The 19,514-nt window shown below is 37.0% G+C and carries 13 protein-coding genes and 4 pseudogenes; 1 reads left to right on the forward strand and 16 read right to left on the reverse strand.

What is annotated here, in order from left to right; genetic code table 11:
* Nucleotides 1-61 precede the first annotated feature (61 nt).
* From ACFJIZ_RS06225 to ACFJIZ_RS06255, 7 genes are all read right to left on the reverse strand, one after another.
* On the reverse strand, nucleotides 62-1,390 hold the full coding sequence (locus ACFJIZ_RS06225) for a RagB/SusD family nutrient uptake outer membrane protein (protein ID WP_379091636.1): 1,329 nt from the start codon (nucleotides 1,388-1,390) through the stop codon (nucleotides 62-64).
* Nucleotides 1,391-1,430: 40 nt separating this feature from the next.
* Entirely contained in the window at nucleotides 1,431-1,841 is a 411-nt protein-coding gene (locus ACFJIZ_RS06230; protein WP_379091637.1) for a hypothetical protein, read from the reverse strand.
* 18 nt (nucleotides 1,842-1,859) lie between these two features.
* On the reverse strand, nucleotides 1,860-4,649 hold the full coding sequence (locus ACFJIZ_RS06235; RefSeq protein ID WP_379093917.1) for a SusC/RagA family TonB-linked outer membrane protein: 2,790 nt from the start codon (nucleotides 4,647-4,649) through the stop codon (nucleotides 1,860-1,862).
* A gap of 17 nt (nucleotides 4,650-4,666) precedes the next feature.
* On the reverse strand, nucleotides 4,667-5,152 hold the full coding sequence (locus tag ACFJIZ_RS06240) for a carboxypeptidase-like regulatory domain-containing protein (protein ID WP_379091638.1): 486 nt from the start codon (nucleotides 5,150-5,152) through the stop codon (nucleotides 4,667-4,669).
* Nucleotides 5,153-5,900: 748 nt separating this feature from the next.
* Nucleotides 5,901-6,311: an organic hydroperoxide resistance protein gene (locus ACFJIZ_RS06245; RefSeq protein ID WP_379091639.1), complete on the reverse strand. Its 411-nt coding sequence runs from the start codon at nucleotides 6,309-6,311 to the stop codon at nucleotides 5,901-5,903.
* A 62-nt stretch (nucleotides 6,312-6,373) separates the two neighbouring features.
* Entirely contained in the window at nucleotides 6,374-7,696 is a 1,323-nt protein-coding gene (locus ACFJIZ_RS06250) for an FUSC family protein (RefSeq protein ID WP_379091640.1), read from the reverse strand.
* Nucleotides 7,693-8,529 carry an FUSC family membrane protein gene (locus ACFJIZ_RS06255; RefSeq protein WP_379091641.1) on the reverse strand — a complete coding sequence of 279 codons (837 nt, stop codon included), beginning with the start codon at nucleotides 8,527-8,529 and terminating at the stop codon, nucleotides 7,693-7,695. Before ACFJIZ_RS06255 ends, ACFJIZ_RS06250 begins: the two co-directional genes overlap by 4 nt.
* Nucleotides 8,530-9,376: 847 nt before the next feature.
* On the opposite strand from ACFJIZ_RS06255, the pseudogene ACFJIZ_RS06260 reads away from it, so the two are divergent.
* A pseudogene (locus ACFJIZ_RS06260) lies at nucleotides 9,377-10,719 on the forward strand (PhoH family protein).
* Here the strand turns inward: ACFJIZ_RS06260 and ACFJIZ_RS06265 are convergent.
* The 9 genes and pseudogenes from ACFJIZ_RS06265 to ACFJIZ_RS06305 all read right to left on the reverse strand — a co-directional run.
* Complete coding sequence (locus tag ACFJIZ_RS06265; protein ID WP_379093920.1) at nucleotides 10,720-11,070, reverse strand: MFS transporter; 351 nt, start codon at nucleotides 11,068-11,070, stop codon at nucleotides 10,720-10,722.
* Nucleotides 11,059-11,933 (reverse strand): annotated as a pseudogene (locus tag ACFJIZ_RS06270) (TCR/Tet family MFS transporter); the annotation flags it as partial. The pseudogene ACFJIZ_RS06270 and the gene ACFJIZ_RS06265, both read right to left, overlap by 12 nt.
* 50 nt (nucleotides 11,934-11,983) lie before the next feature.
* The gene (nfi, locus tag ACFJIZ_RS06275) at nucleotides 11,984-12,700 is read right to left on the reverse strand and encodes a deoxyribonuclease V (protein WP_379091642.1); all 717 of its coding nucleotides are present in this window, start codon (nucleotides 12,698-12,700) and stop codon (nucleotides 11,984-11,986) included.
* Nucleotides 12,700-13,903: pseudogene (locus tag ACFJIZ_RS06280) on the reverse strand (DUF763 domain-containing protein). Before ACFJIZ_RS06280 ends, nfi begins: the two are co-directional and overlap by 1 nt.
* A 346-nt stretch (nucleotides 13,904-14,249) precedes the next feature.
* Entirely contained in the window at nucleotides 14,250-15,146 is an 897-nt protein-coding gene (locus ACFJIZ_RS06285; RefSeq protein WP_379091643.1) for a tetratricopeptide repeat protein, read from the reverse strand.
* 62 nt (nucleotides 15,147-15,208) lie between these two features.
* Nucleotides 15,209-15,382 (reverse strand): hypothetical protein, encoded by a 174-nt coding sequence (locus ACFJIZ_RS06290; protein ID WP_379091644.1) that lies wholly within the window; start codon nucleotides 15,380-15,382, stop codon nucleotides 15,209-15,211.
* An 82-nt stretch (nucleotides 15,383-15,464) separates the two neighbouring features.
* A complete protein-coding gene (locus tag ACFJIZ_RS06295) occupies nucleotides 15,465-16,547 on the reverse strand; it encodes a tetratricopeptide repeat protein (RefSeq protein ID WP_379091645.1) in 1,083 nt (360 codons plus the stop codon).
* A 30-nt stretch (nucleotides 16,548-16,577) separates the two neighbouring features.
* Nucleotides 16,578-17,813 carry a DNA gyrase C-terminal beta-propeller domain-containing protein gene (locus ACFJIZ_RS06300; protein ID WP_379093923.1) on the reverse strand — a complete coding sequence of 412 codons (1,236 nt, stop codon included), beginning with the start codon at nucleotides 17,811-17,813 and terminating at the stop codon, nucleotides 16,578-16,580.
* Nucleotides 17,799-19,162, reverse strand: a pseudogene (locus ACFJIZ_RS06305) (DNA topoisomerase (ATP-hydrolyzing)); the annotation flags it as partial. The pseudogene ACFJIZ_RS06305 and the gene ACFJIZ_RS06300, both read right to left, overlap by 15 nt.
* Nucleotides 19,163-19,514 lie beyond the last annotated feature (352 nt).

Consider the following 19,514-nt stretch of genomic DNA (forward strand, 5'->3'; position numbering starts at 1 on the left):
GAAGAGGCTGTATCATAAATCATGATCAGCCTCTTCTATATAAAGGTATTTCAAAGATTGTTTAATTCCAACCAGGGTTTTGTTTAAGTACAGTTGGGTTCTTGTTGATTTCTGTTACTGGAACAGCCAATAAATAATCTCTATTTACCCTAAAACTATAGCCAGCATCTTTAATGCCGGCAATATTGCCATAAGGTTTGATGTAATCATTTTGATCAACAAAGACATTTGTACCTACTCTTAAATTAGGTATAGCACCTACAAATTCGGTAACTTTTGCTCCGAGTGGATGTTTACCTACAATTGTTTGTGGTGCGGCAGCCCACCTTACAATATCAAAAAAGCGATGACCTTCGCATGCCAGCTCAACACGTCTTTCTCTTCTCACTTCGTTAATGATAGGGGAAAGCGCCGGAAACAGCCACTTGCTATCGATTGCAATATCGCTAACATTAAGATTAGGCATGCCCACCCGTCTTCTGAGCAAGTTAATTGAGATGTCTGCATCATTTTGATTAAAAGTGCCCAATTCAGCTTTTGCTTCTGCATAAATCAATAAAATTTCCGCATAACGCATATAAATTACACCATCGGTTCCACCAAGACCATTGCGGCTATCTTGATAAAAATCAGTATTTAAACCTTTTTTGATTTGGAAGCCCGAAGTATTCGGTGAACCTGCAAGTAGAGCTGGATAGGTAAAGATTCTTGGATTATTTGTGCCGCCAACATTTCTCACTACCACATCGTTGTTAATAAAAATAGATTGTCTTAACCTTGGGTCTCTATTTTGGACAATATTGGCTAATGTAAGGTCTCCTTTATAATTGGCACTTACACTAATTGGCTTTCCATCAGTACATAAATAATCATCAACCAAGCTTTTGGATAGACCAATTGAACCACCGCCTGAAGAACCTTCTTGGTAGTAGTTTTGCCAGTTTGTAATAATACCTGCAGTTTGATTATAGGCTCCCCAAAACATAATTTCTCCACTTCCAGCATAACTAACCTGATTAAAGAGATTAAAATAACCATCAACAGCACCACTAGCTATATTATCCAATTGTAAAGAGTTTAAATCCATAATGGCTTTAGCTGTAGTTTGCGCCAAGTTCAAATATTTGTCGCCGTTACTATTGGCTACACCAAAAGCAGTACCAGCATGATATTTTTCCCAGGTTCCTTCGAAAAGACAAATTCTAGCCTTTAGACCCATTGCAAATTCCTTATGTATCCGCTGGCTTTCTGCATTTCTCTTCAATGGTAGATTTGTGATTGCCCGATCTAAGTCATTAACAATAGAATCGACAACTACATTACGAGGTAAACGTGGTGAATAGATAAACTGCTCATCATCTATATTCAGCGGTTTGTTGATCCATTGCAAGTCTCCTAAACTTCTTACGGCATTAAAGTATAAAAATGCCCTAAAAAAAATAGGCTTCGCCCAAATACTTGTTTATTTCTGTAGCATTACCTACTGCCTTTTTATAATTAGCTAAAAAATAGTTTGCATTTCTAATGTTTACCCAATCTGCACCTGCTGCACCATTATTCACAGTTAAGGCACCATTTAATCTTGCATTAGGCGACTGCGTAATCATGTTATCGCTGTTTCCATCTATACTATAGATACCAAGGTTACCAAAGCCGCCATATAGTGGAAATACAGAATAGAGATTGTTGACATAAAGCCTGAGGTCATTGGGCGTATTCCAGAAAGACTCTTGTGTTAAAGCAGTAGGTGGAATTTGATTTAATAAATCATTCTTTTTACAAGATGATATTATACCAGTTAAAATAATTAAACCAGTATATAATATATGTTTCGATTTCATAATAATAGCTATTTATACTTATTGAATGTTTACTCTTACCCCAAATGAAAATGTACGTTGCAAAGGATATATTTTTTGATCTGACTGTAACAGCTCTGGGTCAACATATTGATGTTTAAATACACCAGAAATGGTAAATAGGTTATCGGCACTTAGGTATAGCCTTAATCCACTAACATGGTATTTTTTAGTTAGTTTATCCGCAAAAGTATATCCAATTTGCGCATTTTTAACCCTCATATACGCTCTATTTAATAAATAGCCAGATTGTGTAATCTGATTTCTGCCACCATTATTTATATCTATCCTCGGAAAATAGCCAGCGGTATTGGTGGGAGTCCATCTATCTTCTAGTTTTGGAGTAACTGTTGACTGATAGAGTCCACCAGCTATGCCCCAAAAATAATTACTATTTGGTGCATAATCAGCATGTCCTATACCTTGTACAAAAACAGATAAATCTATTCCTTTCCAGTTGGCACCTAAATTGAACCCATAAGTAAAATCTGGAATTGAATTTCCTATGATCTTTTGATCTCCAGGATCAGCTAAATTCTGTCTTCCGTAACCAATTTTCCCATCATTATTCAAATCAGCATATTGGATATCGCCAGGTTGCCATGTGGCACCGCTAATTTCGCTTTGGCTTGGTGAGCTAGTAATTTGTTGAGGAGATTGGAATTTACCAACTGTTTCGAAGCCCCAAATTGCTCCAATTGGCCGCCCTACATAATTGCTATTAATGCTATTGGTAGAATTTCCATCGTTTTGGGTAATTACACCTGTATAACGGCCAACATTTAGCCTAGCATTTAAATTAAGCTGATTGTCAAAGGTGCGGTTCCAACCTAATGTAAAGTCAAATCCTTTGGTTACAGAGGCGGCCGCATTTACAGTAGGCGCACTGATACCCAACGTTGTTGGATAGTCTCTACTATTGGTATACTGATGGGTAATATTTCTTCTATACCAATCAAAAGTAAGGCTAAAGTGAGTTAAAAAATTAATGTCAGCACCAATATTTAACATACTCGGTTTTGCCCAAGAAAGTGTAGGACTTATCAATAAGCCAGGCTGCCTTACAAAAGGTTCTCTTGCACCAGATGCTGGATTAAATATCCAGGAACTTGAAGTTGGTGCTGCAGTAACCAGATTACTAAAATATGGGTAGTAATCACCACTGCCAATAGAACCAGAAACATCACCAGAACCGCCATAAGATGCTCTAAACTTAACATTAGAAAAAGTGTTAAGTAAGGATTTAAAGAAGTTCTCTTTAGATAGTACCCAGCCAACAGATCCCGAGCTAAACCAGTTATACCTAGTGTCTTCAGGATATAAAGAAGTACCCATATAACTTACATTACCTTCTGCCAGGTATTTTTCTTTATAATTATAGTTGATACGACCCATATTAGTATTCGTAGCAAAAGCAGATGATGGATCAGAAACTGAACGTGCATCGCCATAGGTTAAAGATAGGGAAGGCTGTAAAGGGTTAAATAGATTTATGTTAGAGCCGTTTAAATTTGAAATCGTTCTTTTCTCTGTTTGAAATCCTGCTTGTGCTTTAAAGTAATGGTCGCCCAATTGTTTTTCGTAATTGGCAAATACATTATAAACGTAATAGCTAACTGAAGTATGACGTTTGGATATTGACGATGTAGTGGTACTTAAAACTTCTGGATTTTGGGGAGTTGAATATTTATATGGCAATACAGAGTATGAACCATTAGAATCGTTAAAGTCGTAGTTATATCGTCCAGTTAAACTAAAACCATCAAATGGTTTAAAGGTTATATCAGCATTAATTCTAGCTAGGTCTTGTTTTTCGATATTTCGACCACCATTCTCGTTAAGTGGTACACGTGAAGCATCTTCATAACCACCATTAGGGGCAATTAATGGAACAATTGGCCATATTCTGGCAATTTCGTGGAACCAGTTGCCGCCGGTTGTACCACCTCCATTAAATGGATAATTATTGTTTTCTTGCTCAAAAGATGTTTTAAGACTGAAGCTCAAATATTTGTTAATCGTGGCATTAATATTAGCACGTACATTTTTACGGTCATAGCCATCGCTAGCATACCTGTACATACCAGTTCTGTTGCTTGTGCCTAAACCTACAAAATAACTTACTTTATCGCCCCCACCATCAATGCTAAGATTATGGCTTGAGCTTGCTGCCCAATCTTTTAAGAATATTTTGAACCAATCGTTATTTGCATTACCAAAATCGGGATCGTAACTGGCCCATCTATTGCCACCTAACGTAGGTATAGTGTTAGGTGTAGTAGCCGGATTTGCAATGTAGTTTTTAATTCGCTGCAATACCGCATCGCCAATATATGGAGCTAAGCCGGCATTAGTATAAGCTTCATTTATTGTATTGGCCCATACCAATGAATTAGACATTGTAGGTGCATTTAGTGGTTGAGCATAAGAAAAGTTGTTATTATAACTGAAACGAGCATCTTGATTTTTAGTACCTTGTTTAGTTGTAATGAGCAAAACGCCATTTGGTGCCCTAGAACCATAAATGGCAGTTGAAGCAATGTCCTTTAGTAAACTAATGCTTTCAATATCATTTACATTCACATTATTGATATCGGTTTCTACACCATCAACCAAAATAAGTGGACCGGCCAATGATGACATGCCTGTAAATCCCCTTACATTTATAGACTTTGTTGCACCAGGCGCACCTCCACCTCCATTGGTTGTGACATTTAAATTAGCCATTAGCCCTTGCAATGCGTCACCTAGGGTAGCTACCGGCCTGTCTACTAGGTTTTTACTGGTTATTTGATCAACAGCACCTGTTAAATTTGTTTTTTCTGCGTTCCAAAAGCCACTACTACTACTTCATTTAAATCTGTATTACTTGCCGTTAAACGAATGGTCATATTGGCTGAAGATGCTAGCACTTCTTTTGTATCAAAGCCAACATAAGAAATGACTAAAATATTTGCATTGCTAATATTCTTAAAGCTAAACTCGCCCTCATTGTTTGTTTGTACGGCCATAGCTGTTCCTTTCACTTTTACAGAAGCTCCAGCAATAGGCTTTCCTTTTTCATCAACTACTTTTCCCCTTATATCTAGTAGTTGGTTGCCAAATTGTAGTTTTACTTTTTCTACTTTAATTGTAGTTCGGTTTTCTCCTAAACGGTTTGTTCTTGTTACAAAACTAGCTGCGCTAATCTGCGTAACTGCCAAAAGGAAGAAGAGAATTGTGAGCTTGGTTATGCGCAAATTCCTATTGTTTGGCCAATAGAAATGGCTAAAACCTGATGTTTTTTTTTTCATAAAATTTGGTAGATGTTTATGGGTTATTAAAATTTTAAATCCTTATTTGGTTAATAACGGATTGATAAATCGATTTACTAATAGACTCAAAATTAAAGTGTGTAAAAATTTAACCTTAGGTTTTAAGATAAAAGAAGTGCACTATTTAATCTTTTAATAACTGATCTGAAAAGTAAATTGATAAGCCAAGTACTTTAGAAAGAATTATCTAAACTTGGCTGGCTTTGTACGTCACGTGTTTTTCTGTACATCACGCACTTTATTACTGAGTTGTAATTAATTCATAGGCTAATGATCCCTTTCTTTTACTTTAAATTGAAATTTTTAGTTAATTGACAATTTCGTGCTATCTCCTTTTTTTGAGGTTTCAAGCACAATATCAGTTACATCGGGTTTGATGCTAAAATGGCGTGCAATAGATACATATTCATGTATTACTTGCCTGCCTGATCATACTGATCATAACTGAAAGTAGGTTTTGGGGATGATTAATACTAGTTTAGGAAAATATTTTGGCTATAGTGTTTTGTAACATTATTTTTACATAAGTACATTGACTTCTGCAATGCCAGTTGTGTATGGTCTTCAAAAAGGTAAAATCTAAAAGATAGTCGCAAACTCAAATTATTAGACGTAAAAAAAGAGGCCGTATCATTTGAATTTTGATACAGCCTCTTTTTTATTGACCAATGGTAATCGAGAAATATTTTATTGATTAGTCTGGTTATAAATCCAGCTTAATTATTCTTTAAACTGCTGTAACCCTTACTTCAATATTGCCTCTTGTGGCTTTTGAGTATGGGCATGCACGATGCGCCTTATCTGCCAATGCTTGGGTCTCGTCATGCGGTAAACCTGGAATATGTACATCTAATTCTGCTGAAAGCATAAAACTATTCCCATCCTTATTAAACGAAACCTGTACATTTACGTTGGCCTCGCTCACATCTACACCATCATGTTCTGCTATGCTACCTAATGCACCTAAATAACAAGCGCCCCATGCGGCTGCAAATAATTGTTCTGGATTTGTTGCTCCACCTTGGCCAGCTAATTCTTTTGGTTTTCTTAGTTCTAGATCTAAAATCCCATCACTTGATTTGATATGTCCATCTCTACCACCTGTTGCGGTAACGGCTGCTGTATATAACTTTTCCATAACTAAACAACAAACGTAAAGGGAAGATGTTTGAAGGTTTATATCAATAACAAAAAAGGAGATTATATTTTCAGCTTCTCAGCAAGTTTGAAGATATCGTAAGCCACTTTTTGGATAAGGTCGAACTGCTCGGCAATGATCATGTTTTCATTTTCTACAGCCAACTCACTGATATTTTTCCTTCTGATCAAAGGTACATTGCTCATTTCTTCTTTATGTACCTTCAGGTTTTCGGCTGCCAGATCCAACAAGTAAATCGTGTTCTCAGAAACAGGTTTTAGTTCTTCAAAATTATGGTAGATAAAATCATGTTCCTTATTATACAAAGATAACGTGGCAATATAAGAAGACAATAAGTGGTTCAATACCGTAAACTGGTGCAACTCTTGGATATACAATTGTTTGCTTTTAGGCTCAGAGAACATCCTTTGGAACAAAGAAGCTAAGTTTGATGAGTTTACATAAACTTCTTTTCGGGCAACTTTATAATTGGTCAGGTTGTGTGTTTTTTCAAAGTACAGCAGCGTAACCTGTTTAAAATAGTTCTTATTGGCCATGATCACATCAACCATAGATTGTTTCAGTTTTTCATGCTCCCAATTTGGAAACAACGAGTAACTGGCCAATAGCGCAATACCAGACCCGATCAAGGTATCATAGATCCGCTCTCTGGCTACAGAAAGGCTACCCATACCCAAGAAATCAAACAACACTAAGATATAAGGTGTCATAAAAAGCACACTCACCACATAATTCTTACGTTGAAAACTGTAAGAACCAATCATGCAGACCAGCAAGATCACAAATAGGGTATGCTTATCATGGATATACACCAATATACCCATCCCAATAAAAGCACCAACCACTGTTCCAATCAATCTTTGGTAGTTCCGTTCTTTGGTTAAGCTAAAACCAGGTTTAGAGATCACCAGAATAGTTAATAAAATCCAATAACTATGGGCAAAATTCAAGCTCTTTGCCACCACAAAACCAATCAACATAACAATGGCTACCCGTAAAGAATGCCTAAAAGTAGAAGAGTTGAAACTTAAATTCTCTAACAAAAGCTTCGCATCAAATTTTTGTCTGGTTACAAATTTATCGACATCAATTTCACGTTTCTTTAAGTTTTTCTTTTCTTTCTTATTGAAATACCCATTGATGGTTTTTACCCTGCTTAAGATGTTTTCGATATTTACCTCAATGTTCTTTAATGCAATAAGGCCAAGGGTATTGTATTTTGCTTCATTATTGAGCTCCATCACGGTAATCTCTTCCTTCAATTTAGCTACATCACTTACCAAGGCATGGGCTAGGGTAGGTGTGCCTCCACTTTTTAGGGCAAAGGCGATGTTATCTAATGAAGAAGCGATTTTGTTGATCACCTGCTCGTATTGAGGTAAGATCCAGCCGAATCAAACTGTTCGTGCAATTGCTTGTAATTGTAATAGGTAGACATCACTTGTTCAAAAAGGTCAACCATGTCTACAAAAACCAGTAAAAGGAATCGTCCTTCCGGTGTTGATTCTCTTACAATTTCCCTTGTTTTAAATAAAATTTCCCTTACTTCATCTTGTTTTTCGTGTACATGTACCTGCAATTGAAGCAGTTCAGCATAGTTTTTTTCGTAATCGGTACCTTCATGATAGAATTTGGCCTTTGCCCTTAAAAACTCACTCACCTCATGTACCGAATCGCTTAAGGTTTGTTGCACCAATCGATAAGGTCGCAAACGATAAACAAAATAGCTCAATAAGGTATACCAAATACTTCCAGCAAGGATCAACAAGGTATAAAACATCACTTCACGCCAAGGCCTGATATCGTCTATGCTCAATACCATGACCAACAATACCGCGGTACCAATGGCCGCTGCTCTGGTACCATACAGGAAAAACATAGAAAAGATAAAGCTACAGACTACCAATAATGTACCTGTTACGTACACGTTTTTATTTGTAAGTCCAACAACGATAGAAATAACTGATAAGAGCACGGTGGTGATCAACATCGCATTTCTACGGTGTACGATCGGTCCAGGCGAATCTACCACGCTGATGCAGAGTGCACCCAAAGATAAAGTCATGCCATATTGCAACATACCAAACTGTGCCATGATCAACGAAGGGCAAAGCACACCAATGGTAATACGCAAGCCATCTGCAAAATAAGTACTTAACAAAAAATCTTGGATATTTCTGATTGGCCGGTTCAGCATACACAAATCTACATTTTTGGGGCTTAAAAAACACCTTAAAATAGCTATAAAAAAAATCTATTTAAAAGATGGTGATAGAAAAACAGGCAGAATTTAATTTCCAATAAACCAACTTATTTTAATTGATTGTGCATAAGCCAATTAACTAAAAATGTGGATAACCAAAAACAATCCTCCAAAAAAGCCAATCCCAAGTTATAATCAGGCATTTTTTCATCGTAAGTATGTTGATAAACAACAAAATAAGGTTCATAACTTGTTAAAAAAATAAATCGAATTTTCTTGACATGTATTGCTTTTGCTGCTAATTTAGATGATATCAATAACGAAGTACTTTGACAGTTCGATAGAATAATCCAAAACAGAAATAGAGGCCGCAAGGCGATATATTTTTGGGAATGTTCAAGAAGTTAAATTAAGCCGACCTACATTGAAAGATGTAAAGTGGTTTACAATCAGGAAGTTGAAAAACAGAATGAATGTAAAAATTTGAGTTGTACAAAAATCAGATCATTTGAAAGAACAGATGGATTTTATACAATTAAGGGTTGCAAAATCCAAAAAAATTATTAAATTTACTTTAGATATCGGACATTATTACTAATTGTGGCATTTTACGGAGTAAAACAAGGTGTAATGATTTATTAAGGTTTCAATATTCGAAAGAAAAAAGATAATCATAAATAGAGTTAAGTACGTTCAATTGATGCCTCATTTTTGACTACGGTTAAAGATAAGGTTAAACGGAGAGCCAAATCGAAAGAGGAGGGTCTCCGTTTTCATTTATAGCCAATTTATTGCCAAATAAACTATAATCTTTAAATGCTAAACGTTAATTTTAAGCATTATGGCAAAAAAAGAAGACCAGACCTTAAAAAAGATATTTGTACTAGACACATCCGTTATTTTATACGACCACGATGCCGTAAATAATTTTCAGGAACATGATGTTGCTGTGCCAATCCTAGTTTTAGAAGAACTCGATAATTTTAAGAGTGGCAATGATACCCGAAATTTCGAAGCTAGAAACTTTATCCGTTTAATAGACCTGGCCTCTAAAAATCACTTGATTAACAAATGGTTCACCCTAAAGAAAAATAGCTTAGGCAAGTTTAAAGTAGTTTTGGATGAAAATCCGAAAAAGATCAATGCCGAGAAACTTTTCGGTGATGGAAAGTTTGACAATCGTATCTTAAATTCTGCCCTTGTACTCAAAGAACAGCATAAAGACCGCAAGGTAATCCTTGTTTCAAAAGATATCTGTCTACGGCTAAAAGCCAAAGCGCTAGACCTACATGCAGAAGATTACGAAACAGGTAAAATCAAAAATGCAGATGAACTCTATACGGGAAAAACAGAATGGTTGGATTGTCCAACTGCAATTATAGATAATCTAAAGAAAAATGGTATCGTTGATGCTACTTCCTTCAACCTTCCTTATACCGATTCTAATCATTTTTATCTTTTAAAAAACAAGAAAAAAGTTACCAATGCCTTTTACAATGTAATTGATCAAACCTTAAGAATAGTAGACCAAAAAACCATTTTTAATATTTCTCCTCGCAATGCCGAACAATCTTTTGCCATTGATGCCCTTTTAAATCCCGATATTAAATTGGTAACCATACAGGGAAATGCAGGTACTGGGAAAACCTTATTGGCCTTGGCCAGCGCTTTAGAACAACGCAAGGATTTTAGACAGATCTACATTACCAGACCCATTGTACCCTTGAGTAATAAAGATATTGGTTTTTTACCTGGCGATGTAAAAGCAAAGGTTGATCCTACATGGCACCCATCTGGGACAACCTGAAGTTCATCAAAGAACAATTTGCGCAAGATGATAAAATGCTCTTTAAAATTGACGAACTGATCAGGACAGAGAAGATTGAGATTGCACCTTTGGCATTTATCAGGGGAAGAACTATCACGAAAGATCTTTTTATTATTGATGAAGCGCAGAACCTTACCCCACACGAAATCAAGACCATCATTTCGAGGGCAGGGGAGCATACCAAGATTGTATTTACTGGAGATATCTATCAGATAGATACACCTTATCTCGATTCGGAAAGTAACGGATTATCTTATCTAATTGAAAATGCCAAAAAACACCCGCTATATGCACACATCACTTTGCAAAAGGGAGAAAGAAGTGAATTGGCCAATCTGGCAACTGAGCTTTTGTAATTAGGAATGATGTTTTCTTAATGCTTGTCTACAAATGAGAATAGCGATACAAGTTAAAAATGCGCCCATCATAAATGGAGCTCCCGGAAAATAGATTGGGGCATTCTTTTGCGTAAAGAAGAAAAATAGGTAGCTCATCAATAAAGGACCAACGATACTGGCCAAACTCATAAAACCTGTCATGATGCCTTGCAGTTCGCCTTGCTCATTTGCTGCAACTTGAGTTGAGATGATTCCTTGTATAGCCGGTCCAGTAATCCCTGCTAAAGCATAAGGTACAATAAAAGCATACATCATCCACCCGTGACTGGCAAAGGCAAAAGAAATAAATCCAACAACATATAGAGTCAATCCGATAAGGATTGATTTTTTATTTCCAATTTTTGGGATGATCAGTCTAATTAATCCTCCCTGTACAATAGCCACTGTAACCCCAACAAAACCTATCGAATAACCTACATCTGTACTATTCCAACCAAATTTTTCTAAGGTATAATAAGACCAAACTGATTGTGTGGCCTGCGCTGCAACGTATAAAATGAATAAGGAAATCAATAAGCCCAATAAGGCAGGGTAACGTTTAACTTGCCTCAAGGCACCAACAGGATTTGCTCGTTTCCAATCAAAACTACGTCTGTTTTCTTTTTTCAATGATTCTGGTAGAATAAAATAACCATATAACCAATTTAAGAGAGACAGGCCTGCCGCGATCATAAAAGGAACACGAACACCATATTGGCTGAACAGACCGCCAATTACAGGTCCAATGATAAAACCAACACCAAAAGCTACCCCAATCAGTCCAAAGTTTTGCGCCCGTTTTTCTGGGGGACTAACATCTGCAACATAGGCGGAAGCAGTGGTGATACTTGCGCCAAGATCCCAGCAAATATCCTACCTACAAAAAGCCATATCATGGTAGGTGCAAAAGCAAGAAAAATATAATCGACACCTAGTCCGAAAAGCGAAATCAATAAAACTGGTCGTCGACCAAGTTGATCGCTTAAAGCACCCAAAATTGGCGCACAGATAAACTGCATTACCGAATAGGCAATCAATAACCATCCTCCATATTCAGCAGCTTGACTTAAAGTAACACCAGTCAATTCTCTGATTAGATCAGGCATAATCGGTATGATTACCCCAAAACCAATACAATCAATTAAAATGGTAACAAAAATAAAAGCGACGCCTGAGTTTTTCTTTCCTTCCATATTTCGAGATGGCAAATGTAAATTAATTTAAATGAATGGATACGAGTTGTTTAAAATAGTTCGGGGATTTGATCAATAATTGTCAACCCTGCTTTCAATTTGCCCAACCTAAACTCGTTCACGATTTCATGGGCAACCCTGGTGGGCTCAGGTATCCTATATTTTCCGATGCACTTTTTCATTATTGCTAAGCTTTTTGGTAGGCTAAACCCATAACCAGGAGAAATATAAACAGGCTTAGTCTGGTCTTTAGTGCGTAAGGCATAACCAATATGTGTATGTGTCTGTTTCTCAGTAATCGAACTGGTTGAATATTTGGCTACATCTGGTTCTTTAGACAAACCATACAACGAACTTTTGGCACAACCAATGGTAGGTATCTGGGTCAATACGCCAAAGTGGGAAGCAATGCCCATCCTTCGTGGATGTAAAATGCCTTGGCCATCCAGTACCACTAAATCTGGTTTTTCTAAGATAAGTTCCCAAGCCTTAAGCAGGACGGGAACTTCCCTGAAACCCAAAAATCCAGAAACATAAGGAAATTCAGTCTCTGCAGTAGCCAATGCATAACTTTTAAGTGCCATTTGTGGGTAACTTAAGATTACAATAGCTGCATATAAAGTATTGCTGTTTTTATTAAAAGAGATATCCGCACCAGCAATGGTTTGAATAGAGGCATTATCAGCAACTTCAAACTTCAACTGTTTGCGAAATTCTTCCTGAATCAAAATGGCTTCGGCAATGGTTGTTTTATTGTAATCTATCATCAGAATAAACTAAGTTGTTTAACAATCGGTGGTTTAGCTTTTCCAAATACTGTTCTTCCTTCATACTTCCATGAGTCTGCTCTTTCTTTTTCAATCAGTTCTTCAAAATTACCATTTGGCACAAAGTCCTTTTCTACACGTTCGGCAACTTGATATAGCGATTGGATTGCTTTTAATTTATCTGTATTACCCAATTTGGAGCGATGGATGGCATTTTGTAAGGTTCGGATAGTCTCATCATAAACTGTGATCGGAACAGGGAAGGGGTGGCCATCTTTTCCACCATGGGCAAAAGAAAATCGCGCCGGATCTTTAAATCTTGACGGATTTCCGTAAATCACTTCACTCACCAATGCTAGCGACCGCAATGTTCTTGGTCCCAAACCTTCTAGCAACAGCAATTCTTCAAAGCTGGAAACATTTTGGTCTTGTGCCAACCAAAGTATAGCACCTAAGCGTTTCATATCTATATTTTCTGCTCTTACATCGTGATGTGCAGGCATTTTGAGCTTCTTGATCTTCTGCGATCATCTGCTCTGGTTGAGCTGAAGTAACACTCAGCATCGAAGTTTTTAAAGGCTGGGCCTCTAGCGCTGTTAAATTCAATATCTGCCCTCGGTTTTGCCCATAGATAAAAGTATGTGGTTCTTCAGTAAATGATTTTAAGCTTGGAGAATGCCAATGGTAACGTCTTGCCGTAGCATTTACATTACTCATCCCTTGTTGGATCACTGTCCAATTGCCTTCGTTACTGATGATGAAATTATGCATATACAACTGAAAACCATCTTGAACCGCTGTATTGTCAACTTTTGCGCTTAGTTTACTGCATTTTACCAGATGAGCAGCATCTAAACCATTTAATTCAGAAAAACGGGTCAATTCTATCGGTGTCTGGGTAGATAGTTTTCCTTTGCCACCGCAGATAAAAATACCAAATTCTTTAGCACGAGGATTAACATTTCTTTTTAAGGCACCCATTACTGCTGTAGTGATGCCTGAAGAATGCCAATCCATGCCCATTACCACACCTAAACTTTGAAACCAAAATGGGTCACTAAATCGAGCTAAAAGTTCATTTTTCCCTTTACTTGATAAGATTTCCTCTACAATAGCCAAACCCAGCTTTCCCATTCGTTCAGAAAGCCACAACGGAACATGTCCATAATGGAGTGGGAGATGAGCCGTGCCAGATTGCTTCATAATACTAACAAATTTAGCAATTTATAACTTACCAGAAAAGAAAATTGTAATTATTTAGATTCTTAATATATTTAAAACGTACTTGTAATTATTATAGCAGAATCTAATGGTAAAGAAAACCTTATCTTATTTTTTATTAAGTTTCCTATTGTTAATATTTGGACCCGAAAAAGTTTTAATTGTTGATTCGATTTCTTCAGCAGATTGTGATAAATAGAATTATTGAAATTACAGCTCATTGAAGGCTTGTCAACTCTATTTATTGTTATTATAATTTGTCCTATAATTAATATTATGTTAAGTAATAAAAACATAATCCCCTATTCTAGGATCAATACTGTCTCATTTAAAACTCGTTAAGCTTTCTTTTTAAATCTTGAACTTTATCTAACCTATTTTTTCTGGTATAGATTTCTGTCAATAACTGAATGGTATTGCGGTCGTTGGGATTGATCTCCAATGCACGTAACATGGTAAATTCCGACCGGTTGATATATGAGGTAAATTTTTGTTTGTTCTTTTGTTTTAGTGCATCATTGGCATAATTGATATAAACCAGGCCTAATTGATAAAGTGCATCAAAATAATTTTGGTCAATATCTAGGGCTTTTTTATAAGCTTGTTCTGCTGCTGTGTTATTGTTAGATTGAGATTGCTGTAGATAACCAAATAAAAAATACAGTAATTTGCTTCGCTTTTCGGTGGCAATAGAAGTTTCTATGACTTTCATTGCTCTATCATATTTTTCATTGTCGAGCAATAAGTTGATGTAATCATTGGTCAAGAATGGATGATAAGGATTGGCTTTTAGTCCATCATCCAATACCTTCAGGGCGAGTTCACTTTCAAATTTAGAAGCATAGATATTGGCCATGTGCTGAAAAACAACTGGATCCTTGATCCCATTTTCTTTAGCTCTTTTGAAATAGTTCAGTGCTTCATCATAAGATTGGATATTTTGTGCGCATAAAGCCACATTAATGGCCAGCGTGGTATCTTTAGGCAGATAGTCGCTTACCTGTTTCAACAAATTAAATGCTGTAAAAAAATCGTTCTGTTGATATGCCCGATTGCCTTCTGCTTGTTTTTTGATATTGATATTGAAAGTAGATGCCTTAATCAATCCAGAATTGTCCTGAAATTTATCTAGCTTACTTGCCTTTTCAACTGCTTCTAAAGCCAAGTCATAATATTTGTCGGCATTGCTCTGGTTATCATCAATAATTGCTACATACGAGCTCAAGTAAGCTTTTATTGCCCAGGTTTCTGGCCAATTTTTAGTCTTCTTGTCATTTTGGGCCACTTCTATTGCCTTGACCCCTCTCCTATGATGCTCAACTGTTTTTTCAGGTCAGCTTTGGCCGCAATGCCTACTTGCAGTTTACCTACGCTATTTTGCGCCAACTGTACTTGCGATTTTTGTGCAAAAGCCTCAAAACCAAGCATAAAAACAAATAAAAGGGATATTCTATAGTTCATGTTCCAAGTGATTTCAAACAAAAATAGGCAAAAAAAAAGAGGGATAATAATTACCCCTCTTTTTTAAGTCGATTAGACGTGCTTAGTTTGCCGGAATTTCTGCAAGTCTTTTCTTAATATCGTCGTAATTAGCGGTATCGTTTTTAAAACCATAAATCTGTTTTAACGTTTCTAACGTTGGTACAAATTTAGGTTGAATCTCTAGAGATTTTTTATAGAAAGGAATAGATTGGTCAATAAGTTCGGTCATCTTTGCAGTTGCTGCATTAAATTCCTTTACTTTTTTAGGATCCAATTTTTTTCTTTCATCTTGCATATTAAGCGCTTGTTTGTAATAAGTATCGCCCATTAAATAATGGTAAACCGCTTTATTAGGATCTTTTGCAATGAGTTTATTCAAAGATGCTTGAGATTTAGCGATATCACCTTTTGAGATATAGATATCTGTTTGTATGCCTATAAAGTTAGCATCATCTGGATATTTGGCCAATGCCTCCGTTAATACAGCCATACCTGCAGTGGTATCTTTCAATTTGTCTAGTGTCATGCTCACAATCTCACTGTATAGATCTTTTGAATCAGGAGAGTTTAAGCTGATCACTTTTTTAAAGTGTTTGATAGATTTTGGATAATCATTAACCAATTTAGCTGTTACACCTGCATTTAAGTACATCCCTGTATCTTGTGGATTGATCACGATCAATTGCTCAAACACGGTTAAAGCAGTATTGTAATCTTTTCTTTTGTATGCTCTCATGCCTCTGGTAAGGATGGCATTTCTTACATTGATTTCGGCTGTTTCGATGTTGTCTTTTTCAGCTTTTTTGGCGTCCAATTCTTTCGCTTTGGCAATTGCTTCTTCAGCAATTTTTTGTTTTGCCAAAGAGTTGGCCTCATCAAGTGTATCGGTTACGGCAATTGCAGAAGAAAACAATGACCTGTATACCCAAGTTTCAGGAAGATCTTTAGATTTCTCGTTAGCAATCGCTTTCTCAGTATGTGCAAGACCCTCGTTTAAAGCAACCATCTTTTTGTCATTCGTCTGGTTTACACCAGTAAAAGCAAAAATATTCCACTTCTTTTTAGCTTCTGCAACTTCACTCTTTTGAGCATTGGCAAATGTAGCACTACCTACAATCAATATACTTAAAAGTAATTTTTTCATGTTCTTTTTAATTTTTTTTTCTAAATTATATTAATTCTCTTCAGTTTCTTCTTCGGTATCAGTATTGTTATCATCAGCAGGTTTTCCTTCATTTTCTGCAGCAGTTGGCTCTGTAGAACTTTCTGCACCTTCAATTAAACCTTCATCTTCTACTTCCTCGTCTTCGTGTTCAATTTTAGCTACAGAGGCGATTTCATCATTACCCTTTAAAGTAATCAAACGAACGCCTTGTGTTGCTCTTCCCATTACCCTCAATTCGCTCACAACAATCCTGATCACGATACCCGATTTGTTGATCATGATCAAATCATCAGCATCTGTTACATTTTTGATAGCAACTAATGCGCCAGTTTTTTCGGTAACGTTAATTGTTTTAACACCTTTACCACCTCTGTTGGTTACACGGTAGTCGTCAATATCGGTACGTTTACCATATCCTTTTTCAGATACTACCAAAACTGTGGCATCAGCATCGTTGATGGCGATCATGCCAACAACCTCATCCTGATCATGTGCCAAAGTAACACCCCTTACACCCGTAGCTGTTCTACCCATAGGTCTAACCGTACTTTCGTTAAAGCGAATTGCTCTACCAGAACGCAATGCCATTACAATTTCACTGTTACCAGTGGTTAAGCTTGCTTCCAATAATTGGTCGCCCTCGTTAATGTTGATTGCATTGATACCGTTAACACGCGGTCTAGAATAAGCTTCTAAAGAAGTTTTCTTAATGGTACCTTTTTTAGTACACATAATGATAAAGTTATTCTCTAAGTAATCTTGGTCTTTTAAGTTGACTACTTTGATATAAGCTTTAACTTTTTCTTCTTTCGGGATATTAATGATGTTTTGTAATGCTCTTCCTTTACTCAATCTGCTTCCTTCCGGAATTTCGTAAACCCTTAACCAGAAACAACGTCCGGCTTCGGTAAAGAACAGCATATAATTGTGGTTAGAAGCGATCAATAAGTGTTCAATAAAGTCTTCGTTTCTCGAATCACTTCCTTTTGAACCTTTACCGCCCCTACCTTGTGTACGGTATTCTGTAGCTGGTGTACGTTTGATATAGCCTTCGTGCGAGATGGTGATCACTACTTCTTCATCTTCGATGAAATCTTCCATGCTCATATCTTCAGCCGAGTGAACGATTGTCGTTCTACGCTCATCGCCATATTTCTCGATCATTTCTGCCAGTTCATCTTTGATGATCTGCATACGTAAACCTTCGTCGGCCAAAATAGATTTCAAGTATTCGATGGTTTTCATCAACTCTGCATACTCTTCTTTGATCTTATCGCGCTCTAGTCCTGTTAACCTACGTAAGGTCATATCCAAGATGGCTCTAGCCTGGATGTCGCTCAATCCGAATTTCTCCATCAAGCCTACCCTGGCTTCTTCTGGCGTATTTGATGCACGGATCAATTTGATCACTTCTTCAATATGATCTAAAGCAATCAATAATCCTTCTAAGATATGTGCACGTTTTTCGGCTTCGGCCAATTCAAACTTCGTTCTACGAACAATTACGTCATGTCTGTGGTCAACAAAATGACGGATTAAGTCTTTTAGGTTCAACATTTGCGGACGGCCATTAACCAAGGCAATGTTGTTTACACTGAAAGATGTCTGTAGGGCGGTTTGTTTGTATAAGTTATTTAAAACGATACTGGCATTGGCATCACGTTTGATTTCGTAAACGATACGTATACCATCCTTGTTCGATTCGTCTTTAATGTTAGAGATCCTTCAAGTTTTTTCTCGCCAACCAATTCAGCGGTACGCTCAATCATTTGGGCCTTGTTTACCTGATAAGGGATTTCGGTTACGATGATCGTCTCGCGGTCTTTTACAGTTTCTATTTCTGCTTTGGCACGCATTACGATACGACCTCTACCCGTTTCAAAAGCATCCTGTACACCAGTGTAGCCATAAATAATAGCTCCTGTCGGGAAATCAGGACCTTTTACATGTTTCATCAACTCGGCAATGGTGATTTCGTTGTTATCGATATAGGCTACAGTGGCGTTGATTACCTCGGTAATATTGTGAGGCGCCATATTGGTAGCCATACCTACTGCAATACCAGAAGAACCATTGATCAATAAGTTTGGTACTTTTGCTGGAAGAACCGTAGGCTCTTGCAACGAATCATCAAAGTTCAACTGAAAATCAACCGTGTCTTTATTGATATCGGCCAACATATCCTCGGCAATTTTTTGGAAACGTGCCTCCGTATAACGCATTGCTGCCGGAGAGTCGCCATCAACAGAACCATAGTTACCCTGTCCATCAACCATTAAATAACGTAAGCTCCACTCCTGTGCCATACGTACCATGGTCATATATACAGACGAATCACCGTGTGGGTGATACTTACCCAGTACTTCCCCAACAATACGTGCAGATTTTTTATAAGGTTTGCCCGCACCTAAACCCAAATCCAACATCCCGTATAAAACACGACGGTGTACTGGTTTCAAGCCGTCACGTACATCAGGCAATGCCCTACTTACGATAACCGACATCGAATAATCGATATAAGCAGATTTCATCTGCTCATCTATGTTTATTGAAATAATTTTGTCGTTCTCTTGATTTTCTAAATCTTCTGCCATAAATAATATTGTTCGCTAAAAAGCGAATTTAAATTAGGTTTTACTATAACCTTGCGAATTTAATAAAATATGCGCTAATATGCACCTTTATGTGGAAAAGTTTTGCCCTTGGGAATAATGATTTTTTAAGGGTAATTTTTTAGCAGAATGGTTTCTTAATTGTTCAATAATTTATCATTTTATGGCTAACAAAAAAGGCAATCTTTTTGAGCGCTTGCTAATCTATTTGTTATACGTTGTTGGAGCAAAATAGATTTTCACCATTCTGCTGTTTAGAAAAGCAATACCTGTTGTTCTTCTGTTGCGATAGCCCCGCTGTACGCTCTACTGCGTGCCGCTGCCATCGGGTTTA

Source organism: Pedobacter sp. UC225_65 (assembly GCF_042698365.1).
Classification (GTDB): Bacteria; Bacteroidota; Bacteroidia; order Sphingobacteriales; family Sphingobacteriaceae; genus Pedobacter.

Coding starts and splice junctions, on each gene's coding strand:
- ACFJIZ_RS06230 (WP_379091637.1), bottom strand. CDS start 1,841: ATGAAATCGAAACATATATTATATACTGGTTTAATTATTTTAACTGGT.
- ACFJIZ_RS06240 (WP_379091638.1), bottom strand. CDS start 5,152: ATGAAAAAAAAAACATCAGGTTTTAGCCATTTCTATTGGCCAAACAAT.
- ACFJIZ_RS06245 (WP_379091639.1), bottom strand. CDS start 6,311: ATGGAAAAGTTATATACAGCAGCCGTTACCGCAACAGGTGGTAGAGAT.
- ACFJIZ_RS06255 (WP_379091641.1), bottom strand. CDS start 8,529: ATGCTGAACCGGCCAATCAGAAATATCCAAGATTTTTTGTTAAGTACT.
- nfi (WP_379091642.1), bottom strand. CDS start 12,700: ATGATAGATTACAATAAAACAACCATTGCCGAAGCCATTTTGATTCAG.
- ACFJIZ_RS06290 (WP_379091644.1), bottom strand. CDS start 15,382: ATGAACTATAGAATATCCCTTTTATTTGTTTTTATGCTTGGTTTTGAG.
- ACFJIZ_RS06295 (WP_379091645.1), bottom strand. CDS start 16,547: ATGAAAAAATTACTTTTAAGTATATTGATTGTAGGTAGTGCTACATTT.
- ACFJIZ_RS06300 (WP_379093923.1), bottom strand. CDS start 17,813: ATGAAAACCATCGAATACTTGAAATCTATTTTGGCCGACGAAGGTTTA.